This is a genomic window from Acinetobacter colistiniresistens (genome assembly GCF_000413935.1).
GTDB classification, from domain to species: Bacteria; Pseudomonadota; Gammaproteobacteria; order Pseudomonadales; family Moraxellaceae; genus Acinetobacter; species Acinetobacter colistiniresistens.
Genome location: NZ_KE340379.1, coordinates 350,603 through 368,109 on the forward strand (window position 1 = coordinate 350,603; position 17,507 = coordinate 368,109).

Genomic DNA, 17,507 nt, shown 5'->3' on the forward strand with positions numbered 1-17,507 from the left:
GTTTAGTTTTCTAGAATATTTTCTATTTCCTGCTCCAGTCTCTCATGGAATTTTTCTACGGTCATATTTTTGAAGAATCTGTCTCTATGTATATACGGTAAGGCCTCTGCTACCAATTGATCAAATAAAGGATCATTCACATACTTCGCCAATACCAATCGTGATATTGCACCTAAGCCCAAGATATACTCTTTTTCATCACCATGATTAAGCCACTGATTTAAAGTATCTATGTCTTGATGCTTTTCTGCATCATAAATAAGAAAATCATAAACTTGCTGTAAAATAAATTTTAATTGTTTTGGATCATTAAGGTGGTTTGGTTTACCTATTATTCCATGAACAGTTGGTAAATATTGTAAAACATAACCATCTATTGAATGTTGGCGTAGTATACGAATCGCTTTTTCATTAGAGACTTGTATAAAACTTGACAATGAAATATCACTATATCTAAGAGGATTATTCGAGGTAATTACTAATATAGCTTCATACGTTTTCTCACCTAAATCTCGATACAGCCTATCTCCTTGATGATACTGGTTATTTTTATTAATATTTTTAAACTTTAAATATTTTTTATTACTTTCGAACCAATCTTCAGTAAGTTTTATTAATTTATCTGCATTCTCTGGTATGGCTTTGAACTGTTCTAGTTGCTCTTGAGTTACAGGACGCACAGCATCCAGCATTCTTTCAATATTGTGTTGGTCTGGGAATATTTGTTCCTGACTAAAAAAGAGATAAGACCTTGCATCAAAGGCAACTAGGTCATGTTGGCGTAAAGTCTCAATCAAGATTTTATAGAGATATTTACTTTTAACCAATAAGCCTTGTTCAATCTTAAAGACATTGTCAGCAGCATCTAAATAGCGTGTTACATTGCTAAAAGAGCCAATAATTTCTTCATCGAAATTTGCGGCAAGCTCAGGATTGGTGATGATATTCTCTACATTGAGCAGCCAATTTTTAAACTTTTCTGTGAATCCTGTACATTGAGAATTGGTTGCGTAATATTCTGCTTGTGCCAATGAGTCAATTGTGACTTCAGGATGATGTTGTTTCGCATCCCAAATATAAAATAATGATGACACTTATTTTTATCCTGTAATTTTTTTAAGTGATTAATTATACTGATAAAATTAATGGAATACTAAAAATTTTGCTTAATGCGGTCAAGATTGAAATAAAAACTGTTGTTACATTCAATTTTCTATTCGAGAATTTTATTAAAATGTGGCAAAATAGTCCGCTTTTAAGAATTTGAGGATTGGCACATGCGCTTTGTTGATGAAGCAGTCATTATCGTAGAGGCTGGCGACGGTGGCAATGGCGTAGCCAGTTTTCGCCGTGAAAAATTTGTCCCTTTTGGTGGTCCAGATGGCGGAGATGGGGGACGTGGCGGAAGTATTTACATCCAAGCAGATGATGATACCAGCACACTTGTAGATTACCGTTATACACGTCGTTATCGTGCAGAACGCGGTAAAAATGGTTCGGGTGCGAATTGTTCCGGCCGTGGCGGTGAAGACGTGATTTTAAAAGTGCCTGTGGGTACAACCATTGTGGATACTGAATCTGGTGACATCATTGGTGACTTGGTCGCTGATGGTCAGCGTGTAAAAGTTGCGCATGGTGGTGATGGTGGTTTGGGTAATACTCACTTTAAATCATCAACCAACCGTTCGCCACGTAAGTGTACACATGGCATCAAAGGCGAATATCGTGAAGTTCGTCTAGAGTTGAAAGTATTGGCAGATGTTGGTTTGCTTGGTATGCCGAATGCGGGTAAATCAACCTTTATTCGTGCAGTCAGCGCAGCAAAACCTAAAGTTGCCGATTATCCGTTCACGACTATGGTTCCAAATTTGGGTGTAGTCGATGCGGATCGTCATCGTTCATTTGTCATGGCGGATATTCCAGGACTGATCGAAGGTGCGGCAGAAGGTGCAGGTCTGGGAATTCGCTTCCTGAAGCATTTGGCGCGTACCCGTATCCTGTTACATATTGTGGATGTTCAACCAATTGACGGTTCTGATCCTGCACACAATGCACGCGCAATTTTAGGTGAATTAGAGAAGTTCTCTCCAACGCTGGCAAAACTTCCAGTGGTATTGGTGTTGAACAAGCTTGATCAGCTTCCTGAAGAGTCAAGAGAAGAGTGGTGTCAGCACATTCTTGATGAATTGCAGTGGAAAGGTCCAGTATTTAAAACTTCTGGTTTGATGTCGGAAGGGACTAAAGACGTTGTGTATTACTTAATGGACCAGATCGAGCAACAACGTGAGCGTGAAGTTGAAGATCCTGAGTACGCAGCAGAAGTGAAAGCATTCCGTGAGCAGCTTGAAGCTGAAACACGTGAACAAACCATCGCAGCAAAAGAAGCATATCGTGCCATGCGTAAAGCTCAGCGTGAAGCTGGTTTGGACGATGATGAAGACTTTGATGATGATGAGGATGAAGGCGATGTAGAAAGCATCTACATTCGTGACTAGTAAACCGAGGGAAAAATGATAGAAGTGGTCGATGGGCAACGTCAGCTCAATGCGTGTAAACGAATCGTTGTTAAAATCGGATCATCTTTACTCACTGCAAACGGGCAAGGTTTAGATTTAAATGCAATTTCGCATTGGGCGAAACAAATTGCAGATCTACACAATGCTGGACATGAGATTATTTTGGTCTCATCAGGTGCAGTAGCAGAAGGGATGGTACGCATGAAACTTGCGAGTCGACCCACCGATCTACCCAGTTTGCAAGCTTGCGCTGCGATTGGTCAAATGGGCTTGATCCATACGTGGTCAAGTGTATTGGATCAACATGGCATTCAAACAGCACAAGTGCTACTCACTCATGATGATCTAGCCGATCGTCGTCGTTATCTTAACTCTTGTGATGCTTTGCAAAACTTGATTGATTGGCATGTGATTCCTGTCATCAATGAAAATGACACCGTATCAACTGATGAAATTCGCTTTGGTGATAATGATACCTTGGCTGCAATGGTTGCAGGACAAGTACAAGCGGAATTGTTGATTATTCTGACAGATCAGCAAGGTATGTTTGATTCTGATCCGCGTAGTAATCCGAATGCGAAGCTGTTCTCGGCTGTTCGTGCATTGGATGATGGTCTGTTTGAAATGGCAGGCGGAGGTGGTGTACTGGGGCGTGGTGGTATGGTCACCAAAGTCCGTGCAGCGCGTCTAGCAGCACGATCAGGTTGTCCAACCTTGATTGCCAGTGGTGAAAGTGACAACGTATTAGCACGTTTAATAGCGGGCGAGATGTTGGGAACTTTATTTACCACAGACAATGACCGTGTCACTGCACATCAGCAATGGTTGGCTGCGCATTTGCAAACTGCTGGGCGTCTGGTGATTGATGATGGTGCGGTTGAAGCGATTAAGCTCAAGCATCGTAGTTTATTGCCTGTGGGCGTTAAAGCGATTGAAGGGCATTTTGATCGTGGTGATGTGGTGGAATGCGTCGATAAAAACGGTGCTCGTATTGCTGTTGGGCGTGTGAATTTTAGTTCGCGTTCAGCAGAAATGATCAAGGGTTTATCGTCGGAAAAGGTGTATCAGGTTCTAGGTGAAGCACGTTCGCTAGAAATGATTCATCGGGATCATATGGCAATTTATTAAATTGTTTTCAATGAAAAAGCCTGCTTTAAGCGGGCTTTTTCATGTCTGCGAGTTCTAATTGTGTGCCCTTTAATGAGGGCAGGGCTTGCTTTGTGCCCACCATATAAGCATGGTCTGCTAGAGAAAGCATCTCTAAATCTTCTTCACTATTACCATACGCATAGATACTTTGGTAATTCGCTAAATTGTATTTCTGCAAAATACGTAATTTCTTTTGTTCACAGCTGCAATCTTCTGAACGATAACGGCCTGTTAAAACGCCATTCTTGATCTCTGTCTGGGTGCAAATTAAGTCGATATTCAGTAGTTTACAGATTGAATCTAGGTACAGATCAATAGATGCGGAAACCAAAACAATATGATCACCTCGCTGCTGATGTTGTTGAAGTTGTTGCAGTAAATCTGGATCTAGGTTTTTAATCAGTTTTTGTGCATATTCCTGAGCCAATTTTTCAACAAAATCGATTGGAATATCTTTGAACATGGTTTCGAACAGGCGGGGTCGCATCGCATGCGCAGGGTAAAGGCGTAAATAATAGGCTTGAATCCAAGGGAGAATCTTCAAGCCTTTTTTGACAATATGGCGTTTGGAAAGCACAAAAAAAATAAACCCAGTAAAACTATCTCTTGGGTAAAGTGTCCCATCAAAATCAAATAAAGCTAAATTTAGAGTTTGATGTGTTTCGCTCTTTGCATGCATGTTTCATATCGTCCATTTACGCGACTGGCGAACCAATTGGTATTATAGTCACGACTGAGTTTAGGGCCTGAAATGATGACTTCAGGCATCATTGCATAAATTGGTTCTTTATTGGTTTTACTTTGATACAGCTTTTGAATGGCTAAATAGGTTTGTGTATCCTCGAATTTTTTCTCTTTCTCTTTCTTTAAATCCGCGCGAATTTGGCGTGGTGTCACTAAAACCTTGTTATTGGTAAAGGCTGCGATAATCTCTTTTTCAGATTGGCTGAGGGTCGATTGCGGGCTACCATCTTTATTATAAAGTAATAAATCACCATCCAAATCGAGGTCTTTATTTTGAATTACCTCAACCATCTTTTGAAAAGCAGCATTACGGCTGGAATACATACCTGAGTTGTAATCAGCAAAGCGATAAATGGCTTTATCGTAATCGGCAGAATATTCCATCAAACGATGGATTCCATAATATAAACCGCCGTATTGGGTGTAGAGATCATTCCGTAGTTCAGCGATATTGCCACTTTGGCGCTTGTGCTCTTTGGCATAATTAATGTGTACTTGCATTGAACCCAATGTGGTAATCGGGTTCATTTTCTCACCGATGTCTTGCCCGACCAACTTGGCTGCACCAGTTAAAGCACTGACATGATAGTGCTTTGACATATAATCAAAAATTTCACGATAAAGTAAATCAAGTTCACGCTCGGTTTTCACTTTACGCATTTGGCTCATATAGTTATTTTCAGGCGATGGCTGGTTTTTTAATACGTCTTCAAAATAACCAGCAACGGTACCGCCAATGGTTTCACCCAGTTTTGCTTCAAACTTTTCATTCAGTCGAGTATTGATTTCCTTGACTGCTTTTTCACCTAGGCCCGGTACAGCTGGGTCGGCAACAAAGTTCGACTCCTGATCGACCACCGCGACAATACTACAGACATTCTGTTTGGTTTTCGGAATATTGAGTTGTTGCATGATATCGAAGATATCTTTCGACCATGATTGGCGGTCATTGACGCGAGGCGGAAGAACTTTGGTAATTTGTTCTGCCTTCATTTCAGGCTCTTTAGCATTTGACCACCATGCATTATCCCCACAAGCCGCTAAACTTATGCTGATTGCCAAGAGGCTAAATGTCTTGAATAGAGGACGAGTCGAAAACGCTTGGTTCATAATGAAACAACACCGCACAAAAAGATGAGCCGAACGGGCGAATGAAGTATACTATGTTGATCAGAAATTGTAAGAAAATATATGTATATTGGTTCATATCAACTGTCAAATAATTTGATTGTTGCTCCGATGGCAGGCGTTACAGATCGGCCCTTTCGGACGCTATGTAAATACTTTGGTGCAGGACATGCGGTCAGTGAAATGATGACTGCTGACAAGACATTGCGCATGAGTAAAAAGAGCTTATATCGAGCCAATTTTGATGGTGAACTCGCGCCAATTTCATCACAAATTGCAGGTTCTGACCCTGAGCAGCTGGCTGAAGCTGCACGTTATCAAGTCGCAAATGGTGCGCAAATCGTTGATATCAATATGGGGTGTCCTGCGAAAAAGGTCTGTAATAAACTTGCAGGCTCTGCATTGCTACAAGACGAAGATTTGGTTGCACGTATTCTTGATGCTGTAGTGGCAGCTGTGGATGTTCCTGTGACTTTAAAAACCCGTTTAGGCTTTTTAAATGGCCATGAAAATATTATGCGTGTTGCCAAGCGAGCTGAAGAGTCTGGAATTGCAGCATTGGCCTTGCATGGCCGTACCCGTGAAGACATGTATTTGAATACGGCACGATACGAGCTGATTAAACAGGTTAAGGAACTGATCGATATTCCATTGATTGCCAATGGCGATATTGATAGTCCGGAAAAAGCTAAATATGTGCTGGACTATACTGGCGCAGATGCCATTATGATTGGGCGAGCTGCTCAAGGCCGACCATGGATTTTTAGAGAAATTGCGCATTACCTAAAAACAGGGGAGCATCTTGCTGCGCCTGATATTGCCGAAGTTAAAACAGTATTACTTGGGCATTTGGCGGAACTGTATCAGTTCTATGGTGAATACTCAGGTTGTCGTATTGCCCGTAAACATATTGCTTGGTATACCAAAGGTTTACGCTCAAGCAATGAGTTTCGTCAGAGCATGTATAAAGTTGAAAATACGGCAGACCAAGCCAAGGTCGTCGAGGCTTATTTTGATCAGCTACTGGATCAAGGACAGCGGATGAGTGATGTGCAAGTCGAACTGGTTAATTTATTAGATATCAAGTAATCATTGTTATAGATCAAAAAAGCCTGTAATGACATTACAGGCTTTTTTATTGCATTACTCTAAATGCGCTGTGATTTTTTGCAGAATTTGCAAGATCACATCAAACTCACTTTGTAATGGAGTGCTTTTACGTGTAACTAAAGCCAAGGTGCGGCTTGGTGCAGCTTCAATTGATTTCACTGCAATATCTTCATTGAAGTGGATCATACTGTTTTTTAATGCAATCTCTGGCAATAAGGTAAAGCCGAGATCTGAAGAAACCATTTCAACAAGCGTTGGTAATGAGCTTGCTTTTAAGCGGTGATCATTTTTACGCTCACCCACAGGACAGGCACTGAGCGCATGGTCACGTAAACAATGGCCTTCTTCAAGTAACATCAAACGCGAGAGATCTAAGTCATCTAAGGAATTTGCATTGGCGGCATTGCTATCTTTCTTGTTATATACAAGAAATAGATGCTCTTTGGCAATTTCAGCGACTTTTAAACTGCGTGTGTCAAAAGGGAGCGCAAGTACAATCATGTCCAGATTGCCATGTTCTAACTTTTCTACAATTTTCTCGCTTTGTGCTTCATGTAGATGCAGTTGAATTTTTGGCAATTGCTGATGCACTTCTTCAAGCAGTTGCGTCAGAATAAACGGTGCAATAGTTGGAATAATACCAAGATGTAAATCACCTGTTAAAGGCTCACTCATTTCTCGGCTTAAGCGCATTAAGTCCTGGGCATCTGCAAGCAATACTCGTGCTCGAGCCACAACTTGTTCACCTAAAGGCGTTAGACGGACGTTTTGACGATCACGCTCAACTAAGACGCCACCTAATAAACGCTCTAATTCCATGATGCCACCCGACAATGTTGACTGGGTGACAAAGGAACGACGCGCTGCTTCAGTAAAATGTAAAGTTTCTGACAACGTAACTAAATATGATAGCTGTCTTAATGAGGGTAATGCAGCCATAGTGTCCTAGTGTGATGATCTAAAGTGGTGAGCAAACAAACCACTAAGTTGTGGAATGAAATGTGCAGGAATATCATGCCCCATTCCTTGGATTAATTCAAACTTAGCACCAGAAATTGCTTTTGCAACAGCTTTCCCATGACTTGGCGGTAACAGTCGATCTTTTGATCCATGTACAACCAGCGTCGGCTGAGTCATCGTTTTGTTCAATGATAACAAAGAACCCGTACATAATATTGCTAAAAACTGTTGAAGTACACCCGCTGGGTAAAAACTACGACGATATAATTTGCGAATGGTTTGAATTGACTCGACTGGATTGACATAACCGGGTGAACCAATAATTCGGAACACGTTTAAACTATGATTAATAATTGTTTCTTCATCATGTGCAGCTGGCTTGCCAATTAGGCTAAACAATTGCTTGGGATAAGGCGGTGGTAAAAAAGGTTGATTGTTGCTGGTGAAGAGTAAAGCCACTTTTTCTATTTTTTCTGGATATTTTGCGGCCACAATCTGTGAAATCATACCGCCCATGGATGCACCAAGCAGGTAAACTTTTTCAAGACCTAGCTGATCAATTAACATGGCAACATCATCGGCCATATCATACAGGGTATAAGGTGCACCTTCATTGCCAAGGCCAAACATGAAGCGACTCATGAGTTTCATGGTGTTGAGCCGTTTTCCCTGATTGCGGATTTTAGAAGATAAACCGATATCCCGATTATCGAAACGAATGACACGGAAACCTTGGTCAATGAGAGCCTTACAAAAGAAATCAGGCCAAAATAGCATTTGTGCACCCAAGCCCATAATTAACAGGATGGTTGGGTGTTCAGGATTTCCTCCAATTTCAACATGCAATTCAATGCCATTACCTAAAGTGACTTTGGTCTCTTGCATAAATGAAGCATAGGGTGACACATTAAATTGAAGAGCACTGTTCATGATATCCGTTCCGAGTTGAATTCTTCTTATGCGTTTGGGAGGTGCAGAACTTTTCTCTGCAACTCCCGTATTTAAACTTTAAACTTGTGCTGGAATCAAGTCTGGAACCAACTTGGTTAAGCTTAAACGTTGTTTTGCTGCAGTTGCACCGAGAAGCACAAAACCTCTTAATGTACCTTCGCCATCAGCTGCTTTGGCCAACATGCCATCCTCGAACTCCTCTGTTTCCCAGTTCACGTCAACGTTTAGGGGAGCTGGTAAAACAGTTAATGGTGCAGCAGGCGTTTTGACTGCAACTGGCATGGCAGGGTAGTGTACCGCAGTACTCTGACCACTCAGGGTTTTTGCTAAAGCACGTGCTTGTTGCATGATTGGCATGACATATGGCAGCAATGTACCGTTTACCTCAGCACAGTCACCTACGGCATAAACATCAGTTTGATTGGTTTCCAATAAAGTATTGGTAATGATGCCGCGACTGGTTTGGATGTCTGCGGCTTTCGCTAAGGCAATATTTGGCTGTAATCCAATAGCGGACAGTACGATATCCGCAACTAAAGTCTGACCATTGGCTAAAGTGACGGCATAGTCTTCGCCGTCATTAATTTTGGATACTTTTTCAACTGTTGTTGAAAGGGCAAACTTAATGCCTGCTTGTTCTAGATTGGTCTGGAATGCTTCAGCGACATGATTCGGCAGTAGGCGACCCAGAGGTTGTGCTGCAAGATCGATCACGGTCACATCATAATTGCTATGTAACAAGTCATTGGCAAATTCACAGCCAATGAGGCCCGCACCAAGAATCACCACACGCTTATCTTTACGTTTAGCCAGATTTTCACGGAAGTTGCGATAGTCGATGAGTGAGTTCACCACATGAATATCTTCACTGCCATCGCCTGCGATTGCTAAGCGAATTGGATTTGCACCGACCGCAAGTACTAGTTTTGAATAAGGTTGAGTCAGCGTTTCACCATTTTTTTCTAATGTGATTTCATGGTTGGCTGCATTGATTTCTTTCACCCAGGTTTCTGCTTCAATGCGCATATTCAGTTGGGTAGCCATTTTGTTGGCATCGCCTAAAGCAATTTGTTCAGGTGCTTTATTGCCTGCAAAGGCATTGGATAATGTTGGTTTTGCATAATTTACCGCATCATCTGCGCAGATCATAACGAGCTCTTGTTCAGGACTCAGTTTACGAAACTCTCGAGCAACGGTATAACCCGCCATACCTGATCCGATGATAACGATAGGATGCATTCTAATCTCCAATATTTTTTTATTTAAAAACAAACGATAGCAAAAAAAAGACCATGATCATTGTCATGGCCTTCTCGATCTATTTAGATTTCAACCATTTCAAAATCAGCTTTTGAAACGCCGCAATCTGGGCAAGTCCAATCATCAGGAATATCTTCCCATTTGGTACCTGCTGCAATGCCGTCTTGTGGCCAACCTTCTGCTTCGTCGTAAATCCAACCACAAACGATACATTGATATTTTTTCATGTGACTCTCCAAACTGATAGGTATGCTCAAATTGCCTTTCAGTAAAACTATTCCATAATGTCGCTACGATCGCTGCAATAGAACTAACTTGTGTTGATCGGGAGTTAGATTTTTACGCAGAACGCCATTTAAGTAAAGTAAATGCAAGAGTTTAATCATTTATTCAAATAGCGATATGGCTATTCTATCTGAAAGTCTTGTTATTTGAGCAATTGCTCTAATTTTTTACAGCAATATAAATGCTTATGTAATTAAAAATGAATAATCGTATGAATATAGTGTGTATAAAAAATAAACATTCGAGAACAGGTTATGATAAATCACAACAATGATAATGGAGAAAAGTACATGGAAACGCTGTCATATAATATAAAAATTTATGCAACCCCAGAGAAAGTTTGGGAGGTTTTGTGGGCACCTGAAAGTTATCAGGCATGGACAAAATTCTTTGCTTGCGATTCAACCATGAAAACCGATTGGAAAGTGGGTGGTAAGACCTTTTTTGGTGACGGGAAAGGGAATGGCATGGTATCAACAATCGAAAGCATAGATGAACCTAAAGAGGTTGTTTTTAAACATCTTGGGATGATTCAAGATGGCAAGGAGGATCTGGATAGTGAGGCGGTGAAATCTTGGGCAGGCGCTTTAGAGAAGTATATGCTGTTTGATTTTAATGGTGAGACCCAACTACATGTCGAAGTCGATATTCAACCTGAACATGTAGAATTCATTGATCAAGGTTTTGATCAAGGGCTTGCTATAGTCAAACATCTAGCTGAGAAATAAGGGGTCAATGTGTGTTTTTCGGATGGCTAATTGCTGCGTTATCTCGATTCAAAAGTTGATAAATCTTGATTTTTTTGAATTGTCTGGTTGAAACAATACGAAAATGGATTGTGATCTGCTATCCTATGTCACTTCTTTTTTTACTTAATCGAGGCAGAGATGACGCAACAAAACGCTCAATCGACTTCTGAACAAACACTTTCCGAAAACGATTTAATCGCACAGCGTCATGCCAAATTAAAGCAAATCCAAGAGACTGCAAAACAAACGGGTAAGAGCCCGTGGCCGAACACATTTAAGCGTGAACACTATACTGGCGATCTGCAAGAACAATTTAAAGATCAAGACAAAGCACAAATTGAAGGTGCTGAAAAAGTTTATGTCAAAGTTGCAGGCCGTGTGATGTTGAACCGTGGATCATTTATTGTGATCCAAGACATGACAGGTCGTATCCAGCTTTATGTAGACCGTAAAGGTTTGCCAGCAGACATTTTAGAAACCATTAAAAGCTTGGACCTCGGCGATATTATTGCTGCCGAAGGTTATATTGGACGTTCGGGTAAAGGTGACTTATATGTTCACCTTGAAGGTTTTGAATTATTAACCAAATCACTGCGTCCACTTCCAGACAAATTCCATGGTCTAACGGATACTGAAGCGAAATATCGTAAACGCTATCTAGATTTGATCGTCAACGAAGAGACACGTAAGACCTTTGAAATTCGTGCCAAAGTCGTTGCGGGTATTCGCGCCTTTTTGACCAATGAACGTTTCATGGAAGTTGAAACGCCGATGATGCATGTGATTCCGGGTGGCGCATCTGCAAAACCATTTGTAACGCATCACAATGCATTGGATATGGAGCTGTATTTACGTATTGCACCAGAGTTATATTTAAAGCGTCTGGTGGTCGGTGGTTTTGAACGTGTATTTGAAATTAACCGTAACTTCCGTAACGAAGGGGTTTCAACACGTCATAACCCAGAATTCACCATGATCGAGTTCTATCAAGCGTATGCTGACTATAAAGACTTGATGGTACTGACTGAAAACATGCTTGAAAAACTGGCAGTTGATATCTTGGGTTCTACTGATGTGCCTTATGGTGAAGAAGTCTATAGCTTCAAAGGCCCATTCAAGAAAATCTCAATGTTTGATGCGATTCTTGAGCATAATCCAACGTTTACACCTGAAAATGTCAATGATCGTGAGTTCTTGGCGAAGTTCACCCAAGATGTGTTGAAAGAAAAAGTAAAACCAGGATTTGGTTTAGGTAAGTTGCAAACCATCGTATTTGAAGAAACAGTAGAAACTCAATTACGTCAGCCGACATTCATTACGGAATATCCGGCAGAAACCTCACCGCTTGCACGTCGTAATGATGATAATCCACATATTACAGATCGTTTTGAATTCTTTATTGGCGGTCGTGAATTGGCAAATGGTTTCTCTGAGTTAAATGACCCGATTGATCAGGCCGAGCGTTTTCAGGCACAGGTTGCTGAAAAAGATGCAGGTGATGATGAAGCTATGCATTACGATGCAGACTTTATTGAGGCGTTGGAATACGGTTTACCACCGACAGCAGGTCAGGGGATTGGGATTGACCGCTTAGTCATGTTATTTGCGAATGCGCCAAGTATCCGTGATGTACTTTTATTCCCTCATATGCGCCGTAAAGATTAATCTTTTTGCTTGTAAAAAGGCCACCGATTTAAGGTGGTCTTTTTATTTCAACGTTAAAAAATGTAATTGTTTCGTTTGATGATTGAAATGCGAGTGTAAAAAAACGATCATGTGCACATAAATAAATTTGAGAACAGTTCGGACATGCTGCTAAAAAAATCGCTTTATCTCGCATTATTTACGTCTTTTTCTGCGACTACTTTTGCACAGGGCCTCGTCTTAAATGATGCCAATTTACGTACGGACCTAAACTGGCTGAATCAACAAGGGGTGATTCAAATCAGTACATCGACTTGGCCGTTAAGTGGCGATGAGGTTAAGCGTGCTTTATCCCAAGCAAAAGTCAGTAATAATGCACAGCAGAAAGTTGTCAATTCTGTCATGAGTGCGTTGCAAGCTGATAATGAAACAGTGAAAATTGGCTTACATGCAGGTACTGATCTCAAGCAAATTCCACAAACCTTTGGTGATAACCAGAAATCTCAATACCAAGCTGCTGTCGAGTTTAATGCGGGCGGTGAGAACTGGGATGCAAAGTTGCGGGTTAATGGTGAAAAAGACCCTTTGATTGATAATGGCCATGATGCGAATGTTGAAGGCTCATATATTGCGGGGAAACTTTGGAATCAATGGGTGATTGCGGGTCAAATCCCAACGTATTGGGGGCCAGGGCATGACGGTAGTTTGATTCGTGGTGATGCAAGCCGCCCAGTCTATGGGGTGACGGTACAACGTGCAGTGCAAAATGCTTTTGAAACTAAGTGGCTTTCTTGGATTGGCCCTTGGCAATATCAAGCATTCGCAGGGCAGTTGGATGATTATAAAGCTGTGCCAAATACCAAGCTGATAGGCTTGCGTTTTACCGCTCAACCATTGCCTTATCTTGAATTAGGCGCTTCCCGAGCAATTCAAATTGGTGGTAAAGGTCAACCAAATAGCTTTAAAGCATATTGGAATGCAATGATTGGTAATGACAATGGTTGTGATGATAGTACATGTGTTGGTGATAACAACGCTTCAAACCAAATTGCTGGTTTCGATGGACGTTTATTACTTCAACCTTTACTCAATGTGCCAGTAAGTTTATATACTCAATTTGTTGGTGAAGATGAGGCGGGTGGATTGCCGGCAAAATACCTCTATTTAGCAGGTGCTGACTTCTCATCGAGTTATAAAAATATGCCTTATCAGCTTTATGCTGAGTGGGCGGATACCCGAACTAATGGTGAGGTGAGAGGAATTTCTTATAGCCATCACCAATATACAGATGGTTACTATCAACATGGTTTCCCGTTAGGTCATTCGATTGGCGGTGATAGTCAAATGTATTCGTTGGGTGGTGATATTCGTTTTGATGTGATGAACCGTCTCAGTGCGCGTGCGCTTTATGCAAAGGTCAATCAATCAAGTTTGGCAATTAATGCCGAATTTCCAAAAGAAGATACAGTGAAGGGTGTGGATTTAACCTGGACACACTATATCAAACCAACACTTCCATTAAAAATTAATGGTTGGGTGAGTGACTCTGATTTAAATGGTCGTGATGGTGGTGTTTCAGTTGGCGTTGAAATTCCATTGGAAACTAAGATGTTCCGTTTCTAACCGATATTAATCGATCAATGAGAAGTCCGTTAAGGGCTTCTTTTTTTTAATTAATTCACGTGAAATTGGGCCTATTGTTATTCTCAAATCTTATTTTCATATCATAATTTTGCATATTGATATGAAAAAACAAGCTAAAGAACTGAATCTAAATTATTATAATGAATAACCTTTACTCAGTAGTAGATTCTACTACAAGTAAGAATATCGATATCATGAAAAATTGGAGTTGTTATGGCACTCGTTCCTCCACACAGTCTTCAAAGTGGTGGTGTAATTCCACTTATAGATTTTATGGATAGCATGGATAAGGAGGAAATTGTACATGACTGAAAATAGATTAACGCACCTCAAACAACTTGAGGCAGAAAGTATTCATATTATTCGCGAAGTAGCAGCTGAATTTGAAAACCCTGTGATGCTTTACTCGATTGGTAAAGATTCAGCGGTGATGTTGCACCTCGCATTGAAAGCGTTCTATCCAGCGAAACTTCCATTTCCACTACTACATGTAGATACCGGTTGGAAGTTTAAAGACATGATCGCTTTCCGTGACAATATGGCGAAAACGCATGGTTTTGATTTGATCGTGCATCAAAATGTCGAAGGTCGTGAGGCTGGGATTAACCCGTTCGATCACGGCAGTTCAAAATATACTGACATCATGAAAACGCAAGGTTTAAAACAAGCCTTGGATAAGTATCAGTTTGATGCTGCGTTTGGTGGCGCACGCCGTGATGAAGAAAAATCACGTGCCAAAGAACGTGTTTATTCATTCCGTGATAATAAACATCGTTGGGATCCTAAAAACCAACGTCCAGAACTTTGGAATCTGTATAACGGTAAAGTGAACAAAGGCGAAAGTATTCGTGTCTTCCCATTGTCGAACTGGACTGAATTAGACATTTGGCAGTATATCTATCTGGAAAATATTCAAATCGTTCCTCTTTATTTCTCTGCGGTTCGTCCAGTGGTCGAGCGTAGCGGTACGTTGATCATGGTGGATGATGAGCGTATGCGTTTAAAAGAGGGAGAAGTTCCACAAATGAAATCGGTACGTTTCCGTACGCTTGGCTGTTATCCACTCACGGGTGCAGTTGAGTCTGAAGCAGATACCTTGCCTGAAATTATCCAAGAAATGCTTTTAGCGACCAGCTCAGAGCGTCAGGGTCGTATGATTGACCATGATGAGGCGGGCTCAATGGAAAAGAAAAAGCAAGAAGGTTATTTCTAATTTCCTTAAGCAAGCCCCTCTTTTTAAAGAGGGATTTAGGGAGATTAAAAGCGATTTCTAAAGAATATGTGGAGTTTTGAGCAATGTCTCATCAATCAGATCTTATTAGCCAAGACATCTTGGGATATTTAAAACAGCATGAACAAAAAGATTTACTACGCTTTTTGACGTGCGGTAACGTCGATGATGGTAAAAGTACCTTAATCGGTCGTTTACTTTACGATTCAAAATTGATTTATGAAGATCAATTACAAGCGGTGACCCGTGACAGTAAGAAAGTGGGTACCACAGGTGATGCGCCTGACCTTGCCTTATTGGTTGATGGTTTACAGGCTGAGCGTGAGCAGGGCATTACCATTGATGTCGCTTATCGTTATTTCTCTACAGAAAAGCGTAAGTTCATCATTGCAGATACACCAGGACATGAACAATACACACGTAACATGGCAACCGGTGCATCAACAGCTGATCTTGCGATTATCTTGATTGATGCGCGTTATGGGGTGCAAACTCAAACCCGTCGTCACTCATTTATCGCAAGCTTGCTCGGTATTAAAAATATCGTGGTTGCGATTAACAAAATGGACTTGGTGGAATTCTCAGAAGCACGTTTCAATGAAATTCAAGTTGAATATGATGCTTTCGTCAGTCAACTTGGTGATCGTCGTCCTGAAAATATTGTGTTCGTACCGATTTCGGCACTGAATGGCGATAACGTGGTGAATCCATCAGCAAGTACGCCGTGGTACAAGGGTCAAACCTTGATGAGCATTCTTGAATCAGTGGAAATTAAACGCGAATCAAATAAACATGAATTCCGTTTCCCGGTTCAATATGTGAATCGTCCAAACCTCGATTTCCGCGGTTTCGCGGGGACCATTGCCTTGGGCGAAATCAACGTTGGTGACGAAATTGTTGCTTTGCCATCTGGCAAAAAATCAACGGTGAAAGAAATCGTCACCTTTGATGGTAACCTTGAACAAGCTGTTGCTGGTCAAGCCGTGACGTTAACTTTAAACGATGAAATTGATATTTCTCGTGGTAACGTTTTGGTCCGTGCAGGCGAACAACCTTTGATTTCACGTAGTGTACGTGCTTCAGTGGTGTGGATGAATGAACATCCATTGGTGAAAGGCAAGCTATACAACGTCAAAATTGGCACACAAACTGTTCCAGCGAAAGTCACTGCAATTAACTTCCGTGTTAATGTGAATACGTTGGAACATACGCAAGTTGAAGAACTTGAGTTGAATGCAATTGCGGATGTAGTGGTTGAGTTTGATGCACCAGTCGTGTTTGACCAATACCAAGACAGTCGTTACACCGGTTCATTTATCTTTATTGACCGTCTCAGCAACGTGACTGTTGGTGCAGGTATGGTTGAAGCTGCAGTTGAATGGACGGCGCATAGCAATCCTGTGACTGCAGAAGATCGTGCGGCACGTTTAGGTCAAAAACCTGCGGTAATTGGTGTGTCTGCATCGTTGATCGAGAAAGCTCAAGCATTAGAAAGCTTATTGATTCAACAAGGTGTAGTTGCGATTGCAAAAGCAAATTTAACGGTTGAGCAGATTGCCTTGTTACGTGAAACTGGTGTTGTCATTATCACAACGACCGTTGAAGGTGCTGATACCGAGATTGCTGCTGAAACAGTTGAAGAGGCCGCTGAAAAAGTGGTGGAATTGGTTCGTCTTTAATCGACTGAATTGATTTTGAAAAACCCGCGTAAGCGGGTTTTTTGTTGTATCGTGTATACTCAATATTTTTATATAACTACATTTCTAATAAATGAAACTTGAAACCCTTAATAAAAATGCTGAATTCTATATCGCTTCACTAGCTCTGGGAGTTTTAGAGGGAATGCAGCAGGGTGTTATTTCTCCTGAAGCTGGAATATGGTCTTTAGCAAGGCCGAGCTTTTCTAATGAAGTCTTAAAATCCACCATAATTTCTGACGATCTGAAATACGTAATAGCATGTTTTGATGAGATTGATGCTTTATCTAGCTTTGATGGTGGAGAGGTAAGGCAACAGCAAATGATTAATGAATTGAAAGAGAAATGTCTAAGATGTTTGAAGGTCATTGATTATAAAAATATTGATATGAAGATGACATCTTCAATAAATGATGAATAGAATTTTGTAGATCATGCT

Annotated in this window: 16 protein-coding genes; 9 read left to right on the top strand and 7 right to left on the bottom strand. The window is 41.0% G+C overall.

All coding sequences use genetic code 11. The annotated features are described in order from the left end of the window. Positions 1-2 precede the first annotated feature (2 nt). A complete protein-coding gene (locus F907_RS11795; RefSeq protein WP_016651787.1) occupies positions 3-1,094 on the bottom strand; it encodes a hypothetical protein in 1,092 nt (363 codons plus the stop codon). A 183-nt stretch (positions 1,095-1,277) separates the two neighbouring features. Between F907_RS11795 and cgtA the strand changes: the two genes are divergently transcribed. Beyond that, positions 1,278-2,495, top strand: coding sequence for an Obg family GTPase CgtA (gene cgtA, locus F907_RS11790; protein ID WP_005272192.1), 1,218 nt, complete (start codon positions 1,278-1,280; stop codon positions 2,493-2,495). A 15-nt stretch (positions 2,496-2,510) separates the two neighbouring features. Next, the gene (gene proB, locus F907_RS11785) at positions 2,511-3,644 is read left to right on the top strand and encodes a glutamate 5-kinase (protein ID WP_016651788.1); all 1,134 of its coding nucleotides are present in this window, start codon (positions 2,511-2,513) and stop codon (positions 3,642-3,644) included. Positions 3,645-3,669: 25 nt separating this feature from the next. Here proB and F907_RS11780 read toward each other — a convergent pair whose 3' ends face one another. Then, positions 3,670-4,344: an HAD-IB family hydrolase gene (locus tag F907_RS11780; RefSeq protein WP_005272190.1), complete on the bottom strand. Its 675-nt coding sequence runs from the start codon at positions 4,342-4,344 to the stop codon at positions 3,670-3,672. Further along, positions 4,311-5,519, bottom strand: a complete 1,209-nt coding sequence (locus F907_RS11775; protein WP_005272187.1) for a DUF1615 family protein — start codon at positions 5,517-5,519, stop codon at positions 4,311-4,313. The genes F907_RS11780 and F907_RS11775 overlap by 34 nt, the downstream gene beginning before the upstream one ends. Before the next feature lie 81 nt (positions 5,520-5,600). On the opposite strand from F907_RS11775, the gene dusB reads away from it, so the two are divergent. Beyond that, entirely contained in the window at positions 5,601-6,626 is a 1,026-nt protein-coding gene (gene dusB / locus F907_RS11770; protein ID WP_016651790.1) for a tRNA dihydrouridine synthase DusB, read from the top strand. A gap of 54 nt (positions 6,627-6,680) precedes the next feature. Here the strand turns inward: dusB and oxyR are convergent, their stop codons facing one another. The 4 genes from oxyR to rubA form a co-directional block, all read right to left on the bottom strand. Beyond that, positions 6,681-7,586: a LysR family transcriptional regulator OxyR gene (gene oxyR, locus F907_RS11765; protein WP_005272178.1), complete on the bottom strand. Its 906-nt coding sequence runs from the start codon at positions 7,584-7,586 to the stop codon at positions 6,681-6,683. Positions 7,587-7,592: 6 nt separating this feature from the next. Further along, complete coding sequence (gene estB / locus F907_RS11760; RefSeq protein ID WP_016651791.1) at positions 7,593-8,537, bottom strand: esterase EstB; 945 nt, start codon at positions 8,535-8,537, stop codon at positions 7,593-7,595. 78 nt (positions 8,538-8,615) lie between these two features. Further along, on the bottom strand, positions 8,616-9,797 hold the full coding sequence (gene rubB, locus F907_RS11755) for a rubredoxin reductase RubB (RefSeq protein WP_016651792.1): 1,182 nt from the start codon (positions 9,795-9,797) through the stop codon (positions 8,616-8,618). 83 nt (positions 9,798-9,880) lie between these two features. After that, positions 9,881-10,045 (bottom strand): rubredoxin RubA, encoded by a 165-nt coding sequence (rubA, locus tag F907_RS11750; RefSeq protein ID WP_004678010.1) that lies wholly within the window; start codon positions 10,043-10,045, stop codon positions 9,881-9,883. 348 nt (positions 10,046-10,393) lie between these two features. On the opposite strand from rubA, the gene F907_RS11745 reads away from it, so the two are divergent. The 6 genes from F907_RS11745 to F907_RS11720 all read left to right on the top strand — a co-directional run bounded on the left by F907_RS11745 (position 10,394) and on the right by F907_RS11720 (position 17,489). Next, positions 10,394-10,831, top strand: coding sequence for an SRPBCC family protein (locus F907_RS11745; protein ID WP_016651793.1), 438 nt, complete (start codon positions 10,394-10,396; stop codon positions 10,829-10,831). Positions 10,832-10,990: 159 nt separating this feature from the next. Next, positions 10,991-12,517, top strand: coding sequence for a lysine--tRNA ligase (gene lysS / locus F907_RS11740; protein ID WP_016651794.1), 1,527 nt, complete (start codon positions 10,991-10,993; stop codon positions 12,515-12,517). A gap of 144 nt (positions 12,518-12,661) precedes the next feature. Further along, entirely contained in the window at positions 12,662-14,119 is a 1,458-nt protein-coding gene (locus tag F907_RS11735; protein ID WP_016651795.1) for a capsule assembly Wzi family protein, read from the top strand. Positions 14,120-14,444: 325 nt separating this feature from the next. Then, on the top strand, positions 14,445-15,353 hold the full coding sequence (gene cysD / locus F907_RS11730) for a sulfate adenylyltransferase subunit CysD (protein ID WP_005243206.1): 909 nt from the start codon (positions 14,445-14,447) through the stop codon (positions 15,351-15,353). Positions 15,354-15,436: 83 nt separating this feature from the next. Continuing rightward, entirely contained in the window at positions 15,437-17,050 is a 1,614-nt protein-coding gene (gene cysN, locus F907_RS11725) for a sulfate adenylyltransferase subunit CysN (RefSeq protein ID WP_016651796.1), read from the top strand. Between the two features lie 91 nt (positions 17,051-17,141). After that, on the top strand, positions 17,142-17,489 hold the full coding sequence (locus tag F907_RS11720) for a hypothetical protein (RefSeq protein WP_016651797.1): 348 nt from the start codon (positions 17,142-17,144) through the stop codon (positions 17,487-17,489). The last annotated feature ends 18 nt before the right edge of the window (positions 17,490-17,507 follow it).